Annotated in this window: 14 protein-coding genes and 1 pseudogene; 6 read left to right on the forward strand and 9 right to left on the reverse strand. The window is 40.6% G+C overall.

The window, feature by feature from the left end; all coding sequences use genetic code 11:
* Positions 1-230: pseudogene (locus IR083_RS17725) on the forward strand (hypothetical protein); the annotation flags it as partial.
* Between the two features lie 422 nt (positions 231-652).
* Here IR083_RS17725 and IR083_RS17730 read toward each other — a convergent pair.
* The 4 genes from IR083_RS17730 to IR083_RS17745 form a co-directional block, all read right to left on the reverse strand.
* A complete protein-coding gene (locus IR083_RS17730; protein ID WP_194225294.1) occupies positions 653-1687 on the reverse strand; it encodes a hypothetical protein in 1035 nt (344 codons plus the stop codon).
* 106 nt (positions 1688-1793) lie between these two features.
* Positions 1794-3095, reverse strand: a complete 1302-nt coding sequence (locus IR083_RS24685; protein WP_148401917.1) for a hypothetical protein — start codon at positions 3093-3095, stop codon at positions 1794-1796.
* 336 nt (positions 3096-3431) lie between these two features.
* The gene (locus IR083_RS17740; RefSeq protein WP_194225295.1) at positions 3432-6614 is read right to left on the reverse strand and encodes a TonB-dependent receptor; all 3183 of its coding nucleotides are present in this window, start codon (positions 6612-6614) and stop codon (positions 3432-3434) included.
* A gap of 175 nt (positions 6615-6789) precedes the next feature.
* Positions 6790-7833 (reverse strand): FecR family protein, encoded by a 1044-nt coding sequence (locus IR083_RS17745; RefSeq protein ID WP_194225296.1) that lies wholly within the window; start codon positions 7831-7833, stop codon positions 6790-6792.
* A gap of 265 nt (positions 7834-8098) precedes the next feature.
* On the opposite strand from IR083_RS17745, the gene IR083_RS17750 reads away from it, so the two are divergent.
* The 5 genes from IR083_RS17750 to IR083_RS17770 all read left to right on the forward strand — a co-directional run bounded on the left by IR083_RS17750 (position 8099) and on the right by IR083_RS17770 (position 15280).
* On the forward strand, positions 8099-8722 hold the full coding sequence (locus IR083_RS17750; RefSeq protein ID WP_194225297.1) for an RNA polymerase sigma factor: 624 nt from the start codon (positions 8099-8101) through the stop codon (positions 8720-8722).
* Between the two features lie 186 nt (positions 8723-8908).
* Entirely contained in the window at positions 8909-10489 is a 1581-nt protein-coding gene (locus IR083_RS17755; RefSeq protein ID WP_194225298.1) for a calcineurin-like phosphoesterase C-terminal domain-containing protein, read from the forward strand.
* Between the two features lie 701 nt (positions 10490-11190).
* A complete protein-coding gene (locus IR083_RS17760; RefSeq protein WP_194225299.1) occupies positions 11191-12276 on the forward strand; it encodes a phosphotransferase enzyme family protein in 1086 nt (361 codons plus the stop codon).
* 39 nt (positions 12277-12315) lie between these two features.
* Positions 12316-14322: a glycoside hydrolase family 97 protein gene (locus tag IR083_RS17765; protein ID WP_194225300.1), complete on the forward strand. Its 2007-nt coding sequence runs from the start codon at positions 12316-12318 to the stop codon at positions 14320-14322.
* 613 nt (positions 14323-14935) lie between these two features.
* Positions 14936-15280, forward strand: a complete 345-nt coding sequence (locus IR083_RS17770; RefSeq protein WP_194225301.1) for an MGMT family protein — start codon at positions 14936-14938, stop codon at positions 15278-15280.
* On the opposite strand, the gene IR083_RS17775 is transcribed toward IR083_RS17770, so the two are convergent.
* From IR083_RS17775 to IR083_RS17795, 5 genes are all read right to left on the reverse strand, one after another.
* Positions 15277-16518, reverse strand: a complete 1242-nt coding sequence (locus IR083_RS17775) for a sugar MFS transporter (RefSeq protein ID WP_194225302.1) — start codon at positions 16516-16518, stop codon at positions 15277-15279. The two genes, IR083_RS17770 and IR083_RS17775, sit on opposite strands and share 4 nt — an antisense overlap.
* A 126-nt stretch (positions 16519-16644) precedes the next feature.
* Positions 16645-18108, reverse strand: a complete 1464-nt coding sequence (locus tag IR083_RS17780) for a rhamnulokinase (RefSeq protein WP_194225303.1) — start codon at positions 18106-18108, stop codon at positions 16645-16647.
* Positions 18109-18176: 68 nt separating this feature from the next.
* The gene (locus IR083_RS17785) at positions 18177-18821 is read right to left on the reverse strand and encodes a class II aldolase/adducin family protein (RefSeq protein ID WP_194225304.1); all 645 of its coding nucleotides are present in this window, start codon (positions 18819-18821) and stop codon (positions 18177-18179) included.
* A gap of 20 nt (positions 18822-18841) precedes the next feature.
* The gene (locus IR083_RS17790) at positions 18842-19231 is read right to left on the reverse strand and encodes an L-rhamnose mutarotase (RefSeq protein WP_194225305.1); all 390 of its coding nucleotides are present in this window, start codon (positions 19229-19231) and stop codon (positions 18842-18844) included.
* A gap of 5 nt (positions 19232-19236) precedes the next feature.
* A complete protein-coding gene (locus tag IR083_RS17795; RefSeq protein WP_194225306.1) occupies positions 19237-21027 on the reverse strand; it encodes an L-fucose isomerase in 1791 nt (596 codons plus the stop codon).
* Positions 21028-21108 lie beyond the last annotated feature (81 nt).

The following is a 21108-nucleotide window of genomic DNA, read 5'->3' on the forward strand; positions in this document are numbered from 1 at the left end:
GTGAATTTTACAGGCGCATCAAGGCCAAAAGCGGTGCACCAACAGCCATAAAAGCGACTGCTCGCAAGCTGGCAATTATTTTTTACCGGATGCTCAGGGATAAAAAAGAGTTTTCGCCTTTACCTCTTGACGAGTATAATCACTATTTCAAGGAACGAAGAATTAAATACGTTGATAAACAGGCCGCTAAGTATGGTTTTAGATTAGTGCCTATCGATAGCGTTTCTTAAGAGTTAGCAGTCATCAGTAACAGAATTAGCCATTAGCGGATAGCTTTTAGCTTTTAGCCGTTAGCGGTGCGAAGTGACAAAACCCGTAACTGTCAACTCAAAAAAGGTAACAAAGGTAACACATTTTGCATTCTTTGTAGGTGCCCCCTACAATTCCAAAAAGGTGACAAAGGTTACAAAAGTTACATATTTTCCCTCTCTTCTCTCCTGCTACTTTTTCCCTCTCTGTAAGTCCCCCTTGGGGAAACAACGTTCGGCAGAGCGAAGCGGAGCCAATTAGGGGGCTTATTCATTCCTTCAAAGAGCTATAAGCTAACAGCTAAAGGCTAATAGCTTACTATATAGATAAACTTTTCCGGAAAGATTCAGCTTCGCCTGCTCTAAAATCCTGTTAATCACCATTAATGATAGAATAAAAATAATTATTTCCATTTCTCTTCTAAGACTAAGGTTCCAGCTCCAACAAAATTGATATTGTAAGTCTCGAACTTATTTAAATATTTGTAATAATCTCCTCCGCTCCAATCCGGATCATTAAAGCTTATTGTGACTTGGTTTGGATCATGTTCCCTTACTACAGTCTCGTCTTTTGCGATCAGATCGTATGTAAGGAAAGCCGGCCCGCCATCTCCATTTTCGTTTTCAAAAGTACGTCCGTACACTAAAATATAAGGAGATAATTCCCCTGCTTTAATTTCAAATTCATAGCCAATATCTACCACCTGTTCTTTATCGTATAACCATGAATCGAAGGTATAGAATTTAATTGTATAAGATTCTTCCCTTAAGTCGTCTGTTATGGTGTAGTATACTCTTATCTTTTTATAATCATTTGACTCAGGGTCTTCTTCATCTCCCGGAGGCATAGCTAAAAATTCAGTAGATGACAACTGTAAGAATGTAAACGTTCCATTTGGTTCCACAGTTATTTCCCTGTCGAGTACTAAATTTCCGTCATCTATCTTTTTCAGTTGCAATGAGCCCGTTAGCGCTTCTGTCAATACATAATTGATATTCCCCTGCTCTGTATTTAATTCAGAACCATTAAAAGTTGCTTTATATTTGTCCCGGTCTTCATTTGTAGCCCATTTTATATCCAGGCTGAATTTCGTGTATTTATCATCGGAATAGGTATCTATTTTGTCTCCAAGTTTGATGAATTGAACATTCATATTGCTTGCCAGCTTCAACTCTTCCGTATAAACCGGCTCTTTGCTTCCTTTTTCAAAGACCGTCAATATTCCGGAGGGATTGGCTCTGCCTACATAGTATGTATTCTTTATTGTATCATTATTAAACAATATAGCGTAATTGTTTCTGATATTGGAAGGGGAGACAAAGTCAGCATTTAATGTATAAAATCCATCAACTGCGTCATTTAATTCTTCATCTGTACTACAACTCGTTATTGAAAGAAGGACGAGGCAGATAATACCCATCCATATTTTTTGTCTCATTTGTTTATATTTATTTTCAAACAGGGTACATAACCGATAGGTACCCACCGGTATGTACTCCTGTTTATTTGTTTATTTAATCAGAATTTGATCTTTTCATTATCCGTTATCTCACCCAGCTTCCTTGTGTTAACCAGTTAGCACCGCTACTACCTAAAGCACCTTTATATTGTGTATTGGTAAACCAGGTATCTGTATGTGAATAGTAACTTCCATCTATTGCTGCGCCACCGGTAGGTTGCAGAGCGCTTGATTTGTATGCGCCAAATGGACTAGAGAGAATCAGATTATTCCAGGCTCTGGCAAGATTGCTTACATCAGGAGTAAACGCGTTGAATTCCTGATTAGCAACTGTAGAAGAAACCACATTATTCAATAATGTGAACGAGTTGGTTGTTTCTTTGAGCACGCCTGAAGGGAATCCATAAAGTACACTGTTTACTAAAGTGAACTGTGCATTTCTACGGAAGTTAGCTGCAGACTTTAAAGCATTGGCTGCCGAACCGGATTGTGTACCGCTGATTGTAAGGTTACTTAATGTAGGATGCGTAAAAGGTTCTGCCGCTGATCCGGTTCCGTCATTATCACACTCGATACCATTAGGATCGCTGGAATAGCTCAATGAAGGATCAATAGTGGAAACGGCAAACTGGATACGCCCCCGGTAACCGAAATCGAAGTCAAAAGCATCATCGTCTGTCGCGGTAGAAACCAGATATTTAGCATCTGCAGTCCCTCCGAAAAATTCAAATGCATCATCAGCTCCGCGGTAAGCTTGTAAATGGTCTAATGTTGTTCCGCGGCCTACTCCTCCGAAAGTAAAGGCATTTAATTCATTCGCTTCTGAGATTTTAGCCCCGGCGTATTCCACACGTACATAGCGTAATGTTCCTGAATTGTCGTCAGCATCACCTAGTCCGGCTCCGCCTCCTCCGTAATACACGTCAACGCCTGAAGGCACAACGGAAGGATTAATACCTTCTATCAACTGATCGACTCTGTTAAGAGGAGCTTTCCCAAGAAGAACAAGTCCTCCCCAACCGCCTTCCTGTCCATTTTGGGCAGTCAGGATTACCGGACTGGTTAAAGTACCGATAGCGCTGATTTTTGCTCCGCGTGTTACGACTAAGGCAGAGGCCAGTTCCGGATCGGCATTATATACACCTTTCACTGTAGTTCCTGCCTGAATAGTCAGTGTGGCAGGTGCCTTTACATAGACTTTCCCGTTCAGGATATACTCATTCGTATTACTCCACGTAACATCTGAAGTGATGATTGTATTGTGAGGGATGGTTACCGTCGCTTTCGTTGCCACATTTGCAGGGCCTTCATCCGTTATCTCATTAGAGCATCCTGTAAATAAAACAGATACCACTGTTACAGCCAAGAAAAAAATAAGCTTTTTCATTTTTTTTTACTTTTAAGTGTTTTAAATTTCCCCTTTTAATTAACATTTTCGGTTTTTACTTCTAGCTGGGAAAAACGGATACGCTTTCATTTCCGGTGTAAAATGTCCGTAAAACGACCCTCTGGAAAACGCTGTTTTGTTGCTTTGCGGAAAACGATGAACATGCTTTTTTACGCATCGGTCTTTTCCTTCTTAAAGGTAAAAGCCTTTTATTTTTTTCATTGTATATTCCAGGTTTCGGCAAACGTCAAAACGGTTGATCTATTCTCCCTGCACACGCGATAAGTACCCATCTATTCTTACACCGGTGACGTCTCACCTGATGATTATTATTTACTAAAATTTATAACTTGCGCTTATTGACAGATTTATACCTTTCTTTATCCGGCTCATTATATAATCGCCTTTGTTGTAATTCATATCACCTGTCAGATCGAGGTAGTAAGTACCGCCGGTTCCGGTATCCGGATTGGGATTCTCTGCCGTATAATCTACTACCCGTGTGTTACGGTACACAATAAAATCCTGATTGAAGATGTCGGATATATTGAATTTTAATTCCAGTCGCTGGTCTTTCATCAAACGTGCTGAAAGTTGCAGGTCTAATACATCCCGTGAATTTTCATACTGGTCGTATTTTGTCTCTTCCCCCGCATACACCAGTTTACGCCCGTTGCGGTTATAGTTGACGGCAGCACCGATTATACTTCCCTCATAGGCAATTCCCAGATTGAGGGTATAGGGACTTAATCCCTGTAAGGGACGGTCACGGTCGAAGTCCGGGTTAGAATCTTCTATATTCGGATTTAATAGCTTCTCCTGATTGTACTTTACATTGGCTTCCATCCATGTATAGTTTCCCGTGAAATAGAGGTCATGCAGCAACGGAGAAATAAATCCTAATTCTTTGCGCCAGTTGAGTTCAAAACCTTTGGCCGTAGAGTTATCAAGGTTCATACTATACATTTCAAAGTTCTGCGCATCGCTTAGCATACGCATAACCATCTCCACCGGCTTGATAAATTTCTTCTGGAAATAGCTGACGGACAATACTTCACCCGGATGTGGATACCATTCTACCCGGACATCGTAGTTATGAATGCGGCTTTGTTCGAGGCCGGAACCGTTAATTACCCATACGCGGTCATCCACGTTATAATACTTTGACTGAGACAATTCCCTGAAATCGGGACGGGCAAGGGTTTTACTGTATGAGGCACGGGCATTCAGTTCGGATGTTATGCTGTATATAAGGGTCACAGCCGGCAGCCAGTCTGTTTTTTTGATAATTACGATACTGTCTTTTGGAGTCGCCCCTACTATTTTTTCTAATATCTCGGTAGTTACGGTCATATCTGTTTGCTCCATGCGTACACCTCCGATCAGCCGTAATTTTTTAAAGAAACTGAGATCACCCATCAGATAGCCGGCATGGATATCCTGGCTCCCTGTATAATAATCCGCTCTTGTCGCTTGCATACCGGAAAGCTCATAGACTAAAGGATTGCCGCCGAAGCGCTCCGGAGCATAATACTCTTCTATAGGTAGTCCTATCGCCCTGGGAGCATTGTCTTCTATCATCGCTTTCAGGTATTGTTGCTCAAAACCGGCTCTGCGGAATGCGCCCAGGTATCCGGCTTTGATACTCTGACGGTTGCCATCTATCGTAAAAGGATATTCCAGATTGGCTCCGATATTCTTTTTAGTCTCATGCAACCTGCTGTACATAATGTGTCCACTCCCCACATTAAAGCTATTTCCATAACCAGTAGCCCAGTTCCAATCGGCAAAACTGGCTCCTTCATGCGATTCCCCGACAATAGCGCCCTGAGCCATACGGTCGTCGGGGTTTGTCCGGGTGATATCATTATAAGAAGCATTCCATGAGGCAACCAACTTTCCTCCGAAGAGGTCGTGTTTACCGTCTAACTGAGTTTGCCACAGGCTACTTATCAAGGGTACGCTGTATTGTTCCACAAGCTTTTGACCTTCATAATATTTATGGATAAACCGTTGCTGGTTGGTATGATTAAACCGGTTATTGAACAGGTTGCGCCAGGTAATACTGTGTCCGAACATTCGCCAGCCGGTATTCAGCACAGCCCCTATGCTTGTGGTTGCTTTATAGCGGTATGAACCTTTACCCGATGGCTTAAAAATGCTGTCGCGGGTAATCATATGCGCTTCAAGGATCTCTTCCGTATTTTCTTCGTGACGATAAGCCAGAGCAGCCACAACCCCCAAAGAGCTTTTTCCCAGGTCTACAGGAAGCCCCGCCGTCAGGCTATAGTTCTGAAGCGGCTGCGCTGTATATTTACTTAAACCATATGTGTTTTTCTGCCCTGCATTGATGATATTCTGTGCGGTAGCCGCTTCATCTTTACCGGAATACCATTTCCGCTTATCGATTTCCCCCAGGAACCAGTCGGCTCCGAAACGTTTATTGCTGTAAAAATCTTTTCCGGTACTGATCGTATTCATCCCTGTTCCGATACCAAGGTTCAGGAATTTCTCATCCGGAACGGCCAAAGTATTTACTTCCACCAATCCTCCGGTAAATTCACCCGGCATATCGGGACTGAAAGTTTTGCTGATAGTCACATTATCCACCAAACCTGAAGGGATTACGTCAAAAGCAAAGTTGCGGCGGTTAGGCTCCGTACTGGGTAATGAAGCCCCGTTGAGCTGCACATTATTGTAACGCTCACTCATACCGCGTACAGTCACATACTTTCCGTTGTCGATGGTAACTCCCGATACACGCTTGAGCACCTGAGCCACATTATTGTCGCTGGTCTTTTTAATCATATCGGCACTGACACCATCGCTCATGGCTGCCATGTTCTTTTGTCTGGCATACAGTCCTGTTGCTGACGCTTCATTGTATGTTGCCGTTACCACAACCTCCCCTAGTTGGGTTGTAGCTTCCTTGAGTACGACGTCCAAAGGAGTTATTTTATTTGCTGTTATCTTCACGTCTTTTACCACTAATGTTTCAAAAGACATAAAGCTGATCTGAATATCCGTAGTCCCGGAAGGTATATTCGATAATTTATACTTACCGTCAGCATCTGTAGCCGTACCGATAGTCGTTCCCGGAACGCCGACTGTGGCTCCGATAACAGGTGCGCCTTTTTCATCGAGGACTGTACCTTGCAGGCTGCCTCTTGCCTTGGGTGTCGCAGTCTCAGTTGTTGCATCCTGTCGCTTTTTTATAACAATCGAATTATCCGGCATATTTTTAAATGTGAATCCGGTTGAAACCAGGCTTTTAGTCAATAGTAAATTAATATCCTTGCTGTCTCCGTCTATTGCCGGAACCTGAATATTGCTGAATGATTTGTCGTCATAAATAATATTTTTACCACTATTCGCTGCAATCCTCTCTATACGGGCTTTTAATGATTCTTCCGGTAACCGGATTTTATTATTCTGGGCGTTCAGCCATACTGGTAACCCCGTTGCTACGACCAGTAGTATTATGTACCGGAAAACTTTTACTGTTAGATACTCTTTCATTTGTTATTTTCTCTTCTTTTTTGTTACTTAGCTATATATTAGATATTTAAATTGATTCATTCTTGTATAAAATAAGACAAGGAAATGGCCGTTCTTCTTCTTAGAAAAACTCTGTTTGTAAAAAAATCCAATAATCAAAAGGGGACTATCAACTGTTATATCCCTATTGTGTGTACTATTTGTAAATGATAACTCTTTGTGGGTTTTCGAACTTATATTTCACATCGTATACTTCAGAAATGTTTTGTAAAACATTCCCAATCTGTGCATCTCTTGGATAAGATGCATTGAAATGGTTTTGATTCAGGATTCCTCCTGTAATAACTACATCTATACCGTAAATCTGTTTCAGCCTTAGTTTCAGTTCATCTACATCTGCCTGCTTCAGTACCAACCGGTTTTGCATCCAGGCTGCTGCATCCTGCCAGTTACCGGAGCTTTCATTGTATTCTCCGGTCTGTGTATCATAGGTAATTTGTTGATTGGCAACCAATGTCCCCATTTTTTTATCACCGCAAATCACTTCGACCTTGCCGGAACGTACCGAAACCTCATTTTTCCTGATTCCCTTATATGCTTTTACATTAAAAGATGTGCCTTTAACAGTGGTTTGTATATCTCCGGAATGTATAATAAAGGGTTTTTCAGGGTTCTTAGCGACCTCAAAGAAGGCTTCTCCGTCTTCAATCCATATTTCCCGCTTGCTAAGGTTATATTCTTGTTCGATATATAATATCCTGCTGTTGCGGTTAGCATGCAGGATTGTTCCGTCAGGTAATGTTATTTGTTTTATTTCATAGCTGTCTGTCTGGCAAAGCAGGCTACTAAAGTTATTATTTGAAAGGAGATTACTCTTTTGATTTGAGAATTTATCAATTGTATATATTCCTGAAAAGATAGCAATAATCAGAATAGCCGCAATTGCAGCATATTTATGCAAGTATATAAAAAGGACTGGTGTTTTTCTCTTTTTATCCGGATTATGGATACCAAGCGTTGAGAATATGTTTTCTTTAGCCTGTTTACGCCCCTCTGCCAACAGCTCTTCATTTCCTTTATAATATTCGGTGGTATCTTCCGGATTCCAGTCTTCGACTAACTTTTCACTATCCCGGTCCAATTTACCCTGAGTAAAAAGTTCGAATATGCGAGATATCAGGAGCAGTTTTTTTAAATACTCCAGATGCGATTGCTTCTTTCTGTGATCTATTTTATTCATTTCTTTATTTTGTGGGGCTATATTTTCTTTGCCGGAATTCACCCCCTTCTATAAAGATAAACGAGTCAAGCGTTGTCAGATCGGGCAACAAAACTGTTAAGTGATTGTTTCAAATTTGCAACAACAGCATATCATACTATATTACAATATTTTACCAAACACGTTCTTATCAAAAAAATATTTATTTATAATTTTTGTTTTCTTAACAGTCCCGTAATATATAAGAAATACATTTACATCCGGAATATACCAAATCATTATGACTATGTCTGATAGAGAATTGTTAGAGGCTATCGCTTTAAAAGATGAGCAAGCCTTTAATATATTTTATGATAGGTATGAGCATTTACTTTATAAATGGGCATATAACCGTACTGGGGATATTAATCTGACAAATGAAATCACACAGAATTTTTGGATAAATGTGTGGTCGGAGCCAGCTTTGATAAAAACGAATGATAAGGGATCTGCCCGCAATTTTCTGTTACATCATTATACTTACAGAATGCTTGACTATTTGAAATCTTCTTATTTTAAGCTAACTGGAAGTGAAAACCGAAAAGATATGGACGAAATAGAAACCGTCGTACATTATACACACGTGGAAGAAGAATTTGATTTTAAGGAGGTCAATAAATTGATAAACAACATACTTGAGGTATTACCCGAGATTGATCAGAAAGTTATAACCCTTATTTGGCAGGAAGAATTGTCTATCAAAGAAATTTCCGAATGCTTGAATATTGATGAAAGAACTGTCAATTATAAATCTAAAGCAGCGAATTCATTTATAAAAAAGAGACTTAGGAAACTATATAATATAAGGTATCAACAAAAAAATGAGAATAAAGATCCAGGCTTATTTAATGAAATTTCATCTGGACAATAAATGAAAACCTAAATATGACTATTAAATATAAGGATAGGATGTAATTTTTTTTACGATTACCCTCATCCGTGAAAGGTTAGAAGTACTACAGTCTGACAATAATAAAAATCCAGATAAGTTAGAATCTTTCACGTTCTTTTTAATACTACTATCATTATTAATATAATAAAAATAAATAGTTTTTTTATGAAAAGTATATTACTTATTACATTATCTCTAGCCAGTTTATTAAATTTATCGGCACAGCAAATAGCAAAAGGCTATGTATTTGAAGACGGAAATAACAATGAAACAAAAGAGAAAAAAGAAAAAGGGATTGCAAATGTTGCCGTGTCAAACGGAATTGATGTCGTGTTAACTGATTCCGAAGGTCAGTATAATTTACCTGTAGGCGATGATAATATCATCTTTGTAATAAAGCCAACCGGATATAAAATTCCTGTCAATGAATATAATTTCCCGAAATCTTATTATATGCATAAACCTAAAGGATCACCCGCCTCATTTTATAAAGGAGTAGAACCAACCGGAGAACTGCCAAAATCAATAGACTTCGGCCTTATCAAATACGATGAGCCCGAAATCTATTCTTCATTTATCTTTGGGGATTCTCAGACCTACTCAGAACAAGAAGTTGAATATTTCACAAAAGGTATTGTGGACGAAGCTAAAAACAGGAATGGGCTCAGTTTTGGGATTACATTAGGTGACCTTGTAGGAGACAATCTGAACCTCCATTTGTCATATAAAAAGGCCATACAACAAATGAGATTGCCTTGGTATAACGTCATTGGTAATCATGATATGAATTATGATGCCAAGGAAGATATACTCTCTGACGAAACATTTGAATCTAATTTTGGCCCGGCGAACTATTCTTTCAATTATGGGAAAGCGCATTACATTGTGCTGGATGATATTCTTTATCCTAACCCTGTCACAGGCAAAGGATATCTTGGAGGATTAAGAGAGGATCAACTGAAATTTGTAGAAAATGATCTGAAATTTGTACAGCCGGATCATCTCATTATAATCAGTATGCATATTCCTTTGTTTGATAGGAAAGATAAAGATGCTTTTAGAGAAGCAGACAGGCTACGATTTTACGCATTGTTAAATAATTATCCAAATGTATTGGTTTTATCTGCCCATACACATATTCAGTCTCATAATTTTATAGGAAAAGAAGATGGGCTGAATAGAGTAAAACCAATCCACGAATATAATGTAGGAACCACTTGTGGCGATTGGTATTCGGGGATACTCAATGCTAAAGGTCTGCCAACATCCACAATGCGTGATGGAACTCCCCAAGGATATGCAATTATAAATGTAAAGGGTGATAGATATACATTAGATTATAAGGTAGCCGGACAATCTGACAATTACCAGATATCCATATATAACCCTAAAGTGGTACCTTACAAAGGTAGATGGATTACATCGGGAATATATGCCAATTTCTTTATGGGATCAGATAATGATATCGTCGAATATCGTGTTGATGAAGGGACCTGGACTAAAATGACAAAAATAGAAGATTATGATCCGGCGTATTATCGTTATATGCAAGACTGGGACTACTCAAATGAAGTGAAACCTGTAAGAAGACCATCGAATCCACAGATATGCCGCCATTTATGGCGCGCTAATATCCCAAGCTCTCTTTCTGTGGGAGAACATCGTATAGAGGTTCGGGCAACTGATATGTTTGGACGGGTATTTACTCAAAACAGCAGTTATCAGATAAAAGAGCTTCCTAAATAAAAAACACTATTTAATCCGGAATAAGCGACTAATATTTAGTCGCTTATTTGTTGTATATATAAACATAGTTTATGCTAAATGATTCGACATACTTGCAATTGATATCTAATATCATGTTAAGTTTTTTTGTGTATCAGCAATGTATATTTACTTGGCTGAACTCAAAACGCCGATATTGCTTGATATTAATAATTTAACAACAATTGAATCTATGGTACTATTATTCGTGAATGAAAATTTAAATTCTAGTTTCAAAGCCAAGTTTTTTCTAAAAGAAGCTTGTATAACTCTTTGTAATGTTTTGCTATAATTTTCCAAATGTAGGAGGTACAACCGACCGGAATGACTGTTGTAAATATATTTCTATTTCTTTGTTATTGCCTCTGTCATCCTAGTTGTTACATCTAGAGAAAGATGTAATCGACAATAATCCAATTAGTAATAAGAAAATGTAAATGAAAGCCTGCCGTTTTCTTTTACTTTATATTCTGCATTATCTTTAAAGGTTGTATCTACACTCTTTTTGAGACAGTGTCAAATTTTATAGAAGCCCTTTAATTTTTTCTCAATTAATTTTTAAATAGGCCCTAAGAAAAATATAAAAAAATAGATGTTAATATAAATGAAACCTCTATCTTCGTTCTGTTCTTTAGTTTAAAATGCATCCAGCATTATATATCTTAAATTAACGCCACTAGCCGATGAATGTAGGAGAACACTTTGCTTTCGACGGGGTTGTACAGGACATACGCTCTATAGGCGAAGGACTTATCAACGATACTTTTTTTGTAGAAACTATAGGAAATAGCCCTAACTATATACTGCAGAAGAAAAACAAGAATATCTTCAAAGATATTCCTGCCATGATGGATAACATACATAAAGTTACCAACCACCTCAAAGAAAAGATTATCAAACAAGGTGGAAATCCCTTGCGTGAGGCTCTTTCAATAATACCTACGCTGGATAATAAGCTATACTATCTCGATGAAGACGGAGAATATTGGGCTGCATGTTTATTCATTGATAATACAATTGCTTATGACTACGCAGATTCCCCGGCATTAGCTGCACAAGGAGGACGAGGAATCGGTAAGTTTCAAGCCATGCTGGCCGATATGAAGGATCCGTTAGTCGATATATTACCTGGTTTTCACAATATGAAGTTCCGTTTTCAGCAATGGGATGAGGTCTTGGCGAAAGATCCGGTTGGACGCAAAAAACATGTGCTAAAAGAGATCGGATGGATAGAGAGCCGTCGCGACGAAATGCTTGCTTTATGGAACAAATTCGAAACTGGTGAACTCCCGGTACGGGTTACGCACAATGATACCAAGATCAGTAATATATTGTTTGACAAACAAGGTAATGTATTATGTGTAATAGACCTGGATACAGTTCTTAGCAGTATGTGCCTCAATGACTATGGTGATGCGATCCGTTCATATACCAATGCCGGTAAAGAAGATGATGAAAATCCGGATAATGTGTATATCAAGATGGATATCTTTGAAGGATACACGGCAGGCCACCTATCCGAGGCAATCACCTTCCTTACCCCGGCTGAAATAGAGAATTTAGCCTTTTCCGCCAAATACATTACGTTCGAGCAGGTTCTCCGCTTTCTCATGGATTACATTGACGGAGATAACTATTACAAAGTGAAGAACGACACTCATAACCTGATACGCACACATGCGCAATATAAACTACTGCGGTCGATGGACGAGAACTATGGTAAGATGTGTGAAATCGTGAATAGGCTTGTTGCTAATCTGAAAAGATAGCTTGTAAATTGGATAATAAACCTTCAAATATAACTAATAATGAGAAAAAACAATCCGGTAATCCTGTCTTTATTCTGTCTTTTATTCTGTTATACAATGACAGTCACTGCCCAAAAGCAGTTCGCCCTGAAATCTCCTGATGGCAAGCTGGAAGCCAGTATCAGCGTGGGAAAAACAGTCGAATATTCAGTGTCTCATGATGGAGATATAATGCTGGCTAAATCGCCGGTGTCTATGACCTTAACTGATGGCAGCGCCTTTGGTATTAATACCAAGCTATCCGGCTCATCCGTAAAGACTGTAAATCAAATTATTGACGCTTCTGTTTATAAACGAAATAAAATTGAGGATAACTACAATGAACTTACTCTAAAGTTCAAAGGTGATTATAATATTATATTTCGCGCCTATAATGATGGTATTGCTTATCGCTTTGTCTCTACCTCAAAGAAACCGTTTGTTATAGAAAATGAACAAGCTGAGTTTAACTTTCCTGCCGATCAGAAAGTATTTGTTGCTTATGCAAACAAACCGGAAACCACACCTCTTGAGGGCCAGTTCTCCAACTCGTTCGAGCAGCCATATCACAATATAGCTCTATCTGTATGGAACAAGAAGCGCCTCGGTATTTCACCGTTGGTAGTTGAAGGAGCGAAAGGAAAAAAGGTTTGCATTACAGAGGCTGACCTGATGAATTATCCGGGAATGTTCTTGTATCCGGCTGAAACAGCGAACGGCCTGAAAGGTGTATTCGCCCCTTACCCCAAAGATACGCGTCAGGGAGGACATAACGAACTCCAGATATTGGTCGATTCACGTGAATCATTTATAGCAAAATCCGATGGTCCTACGAACTTCCCATGGAGAGCGGTTATTGTTGCTGAAAAAGATTCGGAGCTCGCCGACAGTGATATGGTATACAAACTTGCGACTCCCTCCCAAGGGGATTATTCCTGGGTAAAACCCGGAAAAGTAGCCTGGGACTGGTGGAACGACTGGAATCTGTATGGTGTTGACTTCCGTGCAGGTATAAACAACGAGACATATAAATACTATATCGATTTTGCATCTGAATATGGCATTGAATATGTAATCCTCGATGAGGGATGGGCTGTCAACAAAAAAGCCGATCTGTTTCAGGTAATACCGGAGATCAATCTTCCAGAGCTGGTAAGTTATGCCAAAGCTAAAAATGTAGACCTTATCCTATGGGCCGGATATCATGCTTTCGACAGGGACTTGGAAAAGGTTTGCAAGCATTATAGCGAGATGGGTATCAAAGGATTTAAAGTCGATTTCATGGATAGGGATGACCAGATCATGGTAGACTTTCACCGCCGTGCAGCTGAAATGGGGGCTAAATACAAAGTACTTATAGATTTCCACGGTACATATAAGCCAACCGGATTGCAACGTACCTATCCGAATGTCATCAACTTTGAAGGAGTAAATGGTCTGGAGCAATTGAAATGGTCCGGTCCCGAACTCGATCAGGTTACCTATGATGTTACTATTCCATTTATACGTCAGGTAGCAGGTCCGATGGACTATACACAAGGCGCAATGCGTAATGCGACAAAAGGAAATTACAAAAATGTGTATAATGAAGCCATGAGTCAGGGCACGCGCTGCCGTCAACTGGCCGAATACATCATCTTCGAATCCCCTCTGAACATGTTATGTGATAGTCCATCTAACTACATGTCGGAACCGGAATGTACAGAGTTTATCGCCACCGTACCCACAGTGTGGGATAATACCATCTCATTGAATGGGGAAATAGGAAAATATGTATCTATTGCCCGCCAAAAAGGTGACACCTGGTATGTGGGTGCTATGACTAACTGGGATGCCCGCAACATGGAACTAGACTTGTCTTTCTTAGGGGAAGGCAGTTTCAAAGGTGAAGTATTCAAAGACGGGATAAATGCCGACCGTGCCGCCCGCGACTACAAGAAAGAAACAATAGATATTCCATCAGATAAAAAGCTGCCGGTATCTATGGCTCCGGGTGGAGGTTATGTAATCAAAATAACAAGGAAATAATTACACAATATACTTTGTTGCAGGGGTAGTCATAATATGGCGCCCCTGTTTTCATCAGGGCTTAAGAGATGTTTCGAAAAGCCGTGTTATCTTATACCTCAAAAAGTAACAAAGGTAACACATTTTTAGCTATTAGCTGTTAGCCGATAGCTTATGTACAAAACCTGACAAACCTGACAGTTTTCACACAATTTTTATTGTCATTTTTTCTTCTAAAAACTCCGTAACTTCATCTTAATCAGGGATGAGAGATAACGCTCGCAAAGATGCAAAGGCGCAAAAAGGTAACAACCAACGGTCACAGGAGCGAGGCGTATGTAAAGGTTACAGATATATCAGTTAACAGTCATCAACTCATAAGCAGGGGAAGCGAAGCATCCCGTAAATAAAAAGACTCCGTGCTACTCCGTTTACTCTGTGGTTAAAAATAAAAGGTAACAAAGGTTACACTATTTCACTCATTTGCTAATATGCTAATTTACTAATTAATTATTTCAAAGAACTACAAGCTAACAGCTAAAGGCTATTGCCTCTATGTATAGATAAACCTCTTATAAAAACATCATCATTTATCCATCCGAATTTAATCTTATATTTGTATAAACATTAAACCATGTCTAAACTCGATAAAGAAGATTTTACCGAAGCCGTCTATGAGATTGTCAGAATGATACCTTACGGGCGGGCAACCAGTTATGGAGCCATAGCTAAAGCCATCAGCTATCCTAATATGTCGAGGATGGTAGGGCGTGTTATGGGTGAATGCGATTCCGTTAAAAGCAGTATTCCTGCCCACCGTGTAGTCAATAGCAGCGGAGTATTGTCTGCAAAAGAAGCTTTCGGTAATTCCGGGGAAATGCAAAAGCTGCTTGAAGCCGAAGGTGTCATTGTAGTCAACGACAGGATAAAGAACTGGAAATCCGTATTCTGGAACCCGATGAAAGAAATAAATCTTTAATTCTTCAGTTTACTCACCCCGAAAGCGAATATCACCGTAAAGCAAACCAACGGAATTATAAATCCGGCAGCCATAGAATACAGATCGGCTATACGTCCCATCAGCATAGGGATAACCGCACCTCCGGCTACGGCCATCACGATAAGGGAAGATCCCTTCTCTGTATTCTCTTTCAATCCGCTTATGCCAATCGCAAATATTGTAGGGTACATGATCGACATAAAGAAATATGAAGCAAACAGGCACACCACCGATATCATGCCTAATCCCATAACCACAACAACCATCAACAAAATATTCATCGTAGCATAGATTACCAGTAGCTTTTTGGGGTTAAAGAATTTCATCATATAACTTCCCGATATTCGACCGACCATAAACATACCCATCCCTCCGAATGCGAGTATCTGGGAAGCCTCCAGATGCGATATATCGGGGCGTACCTCAATTACATAATTGATAAAGAAGCTGCCTATACCGGTCTGCCCGGCCACATAAAAGAACTGCGCCACAACAGCGAATATAAAAAGGGGATGTTTCAACAAGTCTTTATAACAGCTTTTGGCTTTTGTTGTCACCGTATTTTCAGAAATTTCCGTTTCTCCTGCGGCTATTTGCGGCAAAGGAGTGCGTATAAACAGTACGGCGATAAGCAATACAACCACCCCGATACCGATATAAGGTGTCGCCAATGCCGCAAAAGGGTCGCCTTTATCCGAAAAGATAAGTAATCCTCCCACCAGAGGGCCTAATATCCAACCCAGGCCATTAAAGGATTGAGCCAGATTGATACGCCTTGCCCCCGATTGGGCAGGGCCTAAAACCGTTGTATAAGGATTGGCTGCCGTTTCAAGGCAGGTCAGCCCACAGGCAATGACAAACAGGGCTATAAGAAAAGGTAAGAATGTCTTGATCAATGTTGCCGGATAAAAAAGGAAAGCACCGATTGCGAAGACCAGTAGCCCGAAAACAATTCCTTTTTTATAACCGTATTTCTTAATTATCAGTCCGGCGGGGATACCCATCACAAAATAACCGCCATAGAGAGCAAATTGTACCAATGCAGAGCGGGCTTTAGAGATTTGCAATATTTCCTGAAAATGTGCATTCAGCACATCCAGTAAGGCATGAGCGAATCCCCACAGGAAAAAGAGACTGGTGACAAGTATAAATGGAAACAGATAGTTTTGTCCATCCTTCCCCGTGAACAAGGAATTATTTTTTACGTTATTTTGCATGGTATGTATCGGTATTAAAAAGGTTAAGGTCTCAGACCTATTTATTACTTTTTTATCTGCAACAGTAATAGACCATTACGACCAAATAACATTGCATAAATACTTTCTATTACTTAAATTCCAAATTTATTGGAACAGATGTTTTACTTTAACTATTGTATCAGCCCATCTTTTTGTGTTTTCGGGATAATATATTTTTTGTTCAAAACTGTTTTTTACAATGTTGTGTCCTTCTTCTAAGTTCTGTATTTGTTTGTCGGCAATAGCCTGCTGAATAATGTTACCTACTGCTGTTGCTTCGGTAAGGCCTGTTACCACTTCCATATCCAATGCGTCAGCTATATATTGGTTAAGCAACTCATTACGGCTACCGCCGCCCACCACAAAGATATATTTTAGTTCCAAACCTGTACTTTCCTGCAACTTGGCCATTACAAAATAATATTTAATGGCAAGAGATTCCAGTACACAGCGAACTAATTCACCTTTCGATACGGGAATCGGTTGATTGGTGTGTTGGCAATACTCCTGAATAGCTTTTTCCATAGAAGCAGGATGAGTAAATGCAGGATTATCACTGTCTACAATGCTGCGAAAAGAAGCAGCTTTGCCACATTCGCAAAACAAATGATCATACCCACATTCTTCCCCGGCCTTCTCCCATTCGTCGATCAGTCTTTGCAAAAGCCAAAGCCCAGTAATATTTCGCATAAAGAGAATCTTATCATCTACACCGCCCTCATTGGTAAAGTCATTTTTTCGGGCTTCTTCTGTAAGGACAGGTCTGTCTGTTGTCACACCCAACAGCGACCATGTCCCCGAACTCAGGAATGCCCAGTCTTTACCATTTTCCGGAATAGCGGCTATAGCGCTGGCTGTATCGTGCGAGCCGACAGAAAACACATTGATGTTATCAGCCCCTGTCTCTTCCGCAATTTCATTCTTTAATTTGCCAATAAGATTGCAGGGGGATATGATATTTTGCATCAATGGGTATGGCAATTGCAGCTTATCAAAGACAACTTTACTCCAGTGTCGCGTCTGAGCGTCTAATAATTGGGATGTGGAGGCTATAGTATATTCATTACAGGCGACTCCCGTAAGGAAATAATTGATAAGATCGGGCGTAAACAGCAATTTATCGGCGATTGACAATACCGGGTCTTCTTTCTGTTTAAGACTTAAAAGCTGGAAAACGGTATTTATTTCCATCTGCTGAATTCCCGTAATTGCATATAGTTCTTCTACAGAGATAGATATGGATGCCATGGCAGACATACCTTCGGTACGGCGATCACGATAGCAAACGGGATTGGATAGTAAATGTCCCGATTTGTCTATCAATCCGAAATCGACGCCCCATGTATCTATTGCAATACCTTTTAATGAATAGCCTTTTTTTACCGCTAGCCGGATACCCTCCTTTATATTCGAGAACAGCGACAGGAAATCCCAATAGAGCGTATCGCCTAATTTAATGGGAGGATTGCTGAAGCGATGGACTTCATCTAACCGGACTTTTCCGTTTTCAATGAAGCCGACAATTGCCCTGCCGCTTCCTGCCCCGAGGTCTAAAGCCAGATATGCCATGGTAATGATCTAATTGATTAATATGCCAATTAATTAGCAAGTAGTATAACACTTATAACTCAGAACTATTATTTCCCGGATTTTCCCAGGATATAGACCTCCAGATCACGGATTTCTTCATCGCTCAAAGTCTGATAATTGCCTTCACCTGCACGCACAATTATACCGCAGGCAAATTCAAAAAAGACCGCTTTCTGGAAGGCATCATCAAAATCTTTTCCGCAAACTGCCTGACCATGCTTACTCATCAATACACAATCATGTTCTCTCAGAGCGTTTGTCACAGCATCCGCCAATTCTTTAGAGCCGGGACGGAAATAGGGTATTACCGGAATTTCACGACCGCAATAGCAGGGAACTTCGGCTACGACATTGAAATTCTCAGGCTTGTTTTTCATACATGAAACAATTGTGGCATATTCCGATTGGAAATGCAGCACCACATTCATATCTTTCCGCTCGCGCAATACTCCAAGATGGAAAACACTTTCCATTGAGGGTTTCGGGCCATCTATCCGCAGGCCTGTCGATATATCACATACGGCCACACTTTCTTCCGCCAGACGTGGAAGCCACGAGCCTGTACCCGATACCAGTGCTGTATTCCCTTCCACACGCCACGAAAGATTACCGCTGCTGCAAAGTTGCAATCGCTCTTTTCCGACACGATGAGCCTGTTCTATAAATTTTGCAATATGTTCTTTTGTTATCATTTTTATGTTTTATATATGAGTTACTTCAGGGCGTCTGTAAGGGAAAATATACGCTCTACAAGCTGCCATTTCTCTTCCGAACGTTGTCCTTCTCCTACGATCTGAAACTGAGATACAAATTCTTCCCATTCGGCCTGTCTTTCGTATGTAGCCAGTTTACCGAAAGAAGTATCCCAGTCGAAGTCGGGAGCTGCTTCTATTAGCATGAAAGCCATATCGTTTATCACATATATCTCCATATCCAGAATGCCGGCCTTACGGATGCCCAAAGGTATTTCCTTCCATATATTATGGCTGTTATGCCAATATTTATATTGTTCTAAAGTGTCAGGATTCAGTTTGAGAAACTGGCAGAAGCGTTTTGTCGCCCCTGCCGGTTCTTTTTTATACCCTTCTTTCAGGTCTTTCATTGCTTTTATTTTTTATAAAGAGGGCCGTATGTCTGGCATGCACGGTAATCTGCATTTTCTTTATCCATACCAAACGCGTTCCATGAAGACGGACGGTAAATATCATCAACGTTTACATTATGCATGCAAACAGGGATGCGAAGCATAGAAGCTAATGTAATAAGGTCGGCTCCGATATGCCCGCAGCTGATAGATCCATGATTAGCCCCCCAGTTATTCATCACCGAATATACATCTTTAAAATTAGGATCATCTGTCAGGCGAGGAACAAACCATGTTGTAGGCCAGCCCTTATCAGTACGTTCATCGAGTATTTTGTGCACTGCCGGATCGAGGTCTACCGTCCAGCCTTCGGCAATTTGCAATACAGGACCCAGACCCTTTACCAGATTCAGGCGAACCATTGTACAGGGCATTCCCCCACATGTCAGAAATTTGGAAGAGAAGCCTCCCCCCCTGAAATATTCACGATTAGCCGGCATCCATGTTGTCGCATTCAGACAGGCTTTTGCTTCCGCCTCTGTAATATCCCAGAATGGCTTCATCGTAGGTTTTCCATCCTTATCATTCTGGCGGCCGCTGCCATCGAGAGTTGCCGCACCCGAATTAATCAGGTGGATCATTCCTCCGGAAGCCAGACCGTCTAATTTCTTTCCTGTTACACGTTCCACAGATTCAGGACTCCAGTATGTACGTACATCTGCAAATATTTGTGCTGTATTGGTTAGTAAATAACCGAACAACATAGCAGTACCGTTCAGTGCATCATTTTCGGTAGCTAATATATAAGGGGAGCGTATGCCAGTCCAGTCGAAAGATGAATTCAGTATTGCTTCGGTAAAATCACCGTTTGCATAAAAGTCCGTCCATTGGCGTTGCCCCTGAAATCCTGCGGCAATCGCGTTGTGCCCCAGAGCCTCTTCGCCGAATCCCATTTCTTTCAGCTTCGGATTGCCTATCATCAGGTCGCGGACTATCAATGTCATTTTTACGATGAATTCCCAGTCTTTATCCCTTCCGGCCTGATCTTTTTTCAGATCGGTACGGTTGATATTATCTTCGCCTTCTTTGCAGTTAACTTTAGCCCAGACTAATGCTTTTTCATATTCTTCTTTATCGTATATACCTTCGGTCATACGGCGGATAATTTCCACTTCGTCGACCCCTTCGCAACGCATACCCAAATAATCTTCGAAGAAATCGGTATTCACAATAGAGCCTGCGATACCCATACAAACCGCTCCGATAGATAAATATGATTTTCCACGCATAGTAGCCACAGCCAGACCTGCTTTAGCGAAGCGAAGCAATTTTTCTTTCACATCAGCAGGGATTTCCGTTGTTCCTGCATCCTGGACGTCACGTCCGTAGATTCCGAATGCGGGCAATCCTTTTTGTGCGTGTCCGGCTAATACCGCCGCAAGGTATACCGCTCCGGGGCGTTCCGTGCCATTGAATCCCCAAACAGCTTTTACGGTGTGTTGTTCCATATCCATCGTTTCACTACCATAGCACCAGCACGGAGTAACGGTAATGGTAACGCCTACACCTTCTTTCCGAAATTTTTCGGCACAAGCAGCGCTTTCGGCGACACGCCCGATAGTTGAATCTGCGATAGTGCATTCTACCGGAGAGCCATCGGGATATTTCAGCGTTGAAGTCAATAAGGAGACTACGCTTTTCGCCATATTCATTGTCTGGGTTTCGAGTGATTCACGTACACCACCCATACGGCCGTCGATAGTGGGACGGATACCAATTTTTGGCCATTGGCCCTGAAATCTTTCTGTTGTCATGATATCGATTTAGATTTTAAATTATTTGTCCGGTATATCTTAGGTTTCTTCTTGCTAAGAAGGCTGATTCAGGTTATAATG

The sequence above is a fragment of the Dysgonomonas sp. GY75 genome (assembly GCF_015234155.1).
Classification (GTDB): Bacteria; Bacteroidota; Bacteroidia; order Bacteroidales; family Dysgonomonadaceae; genus Dysgonomonas; species Dysgonomonas gadei.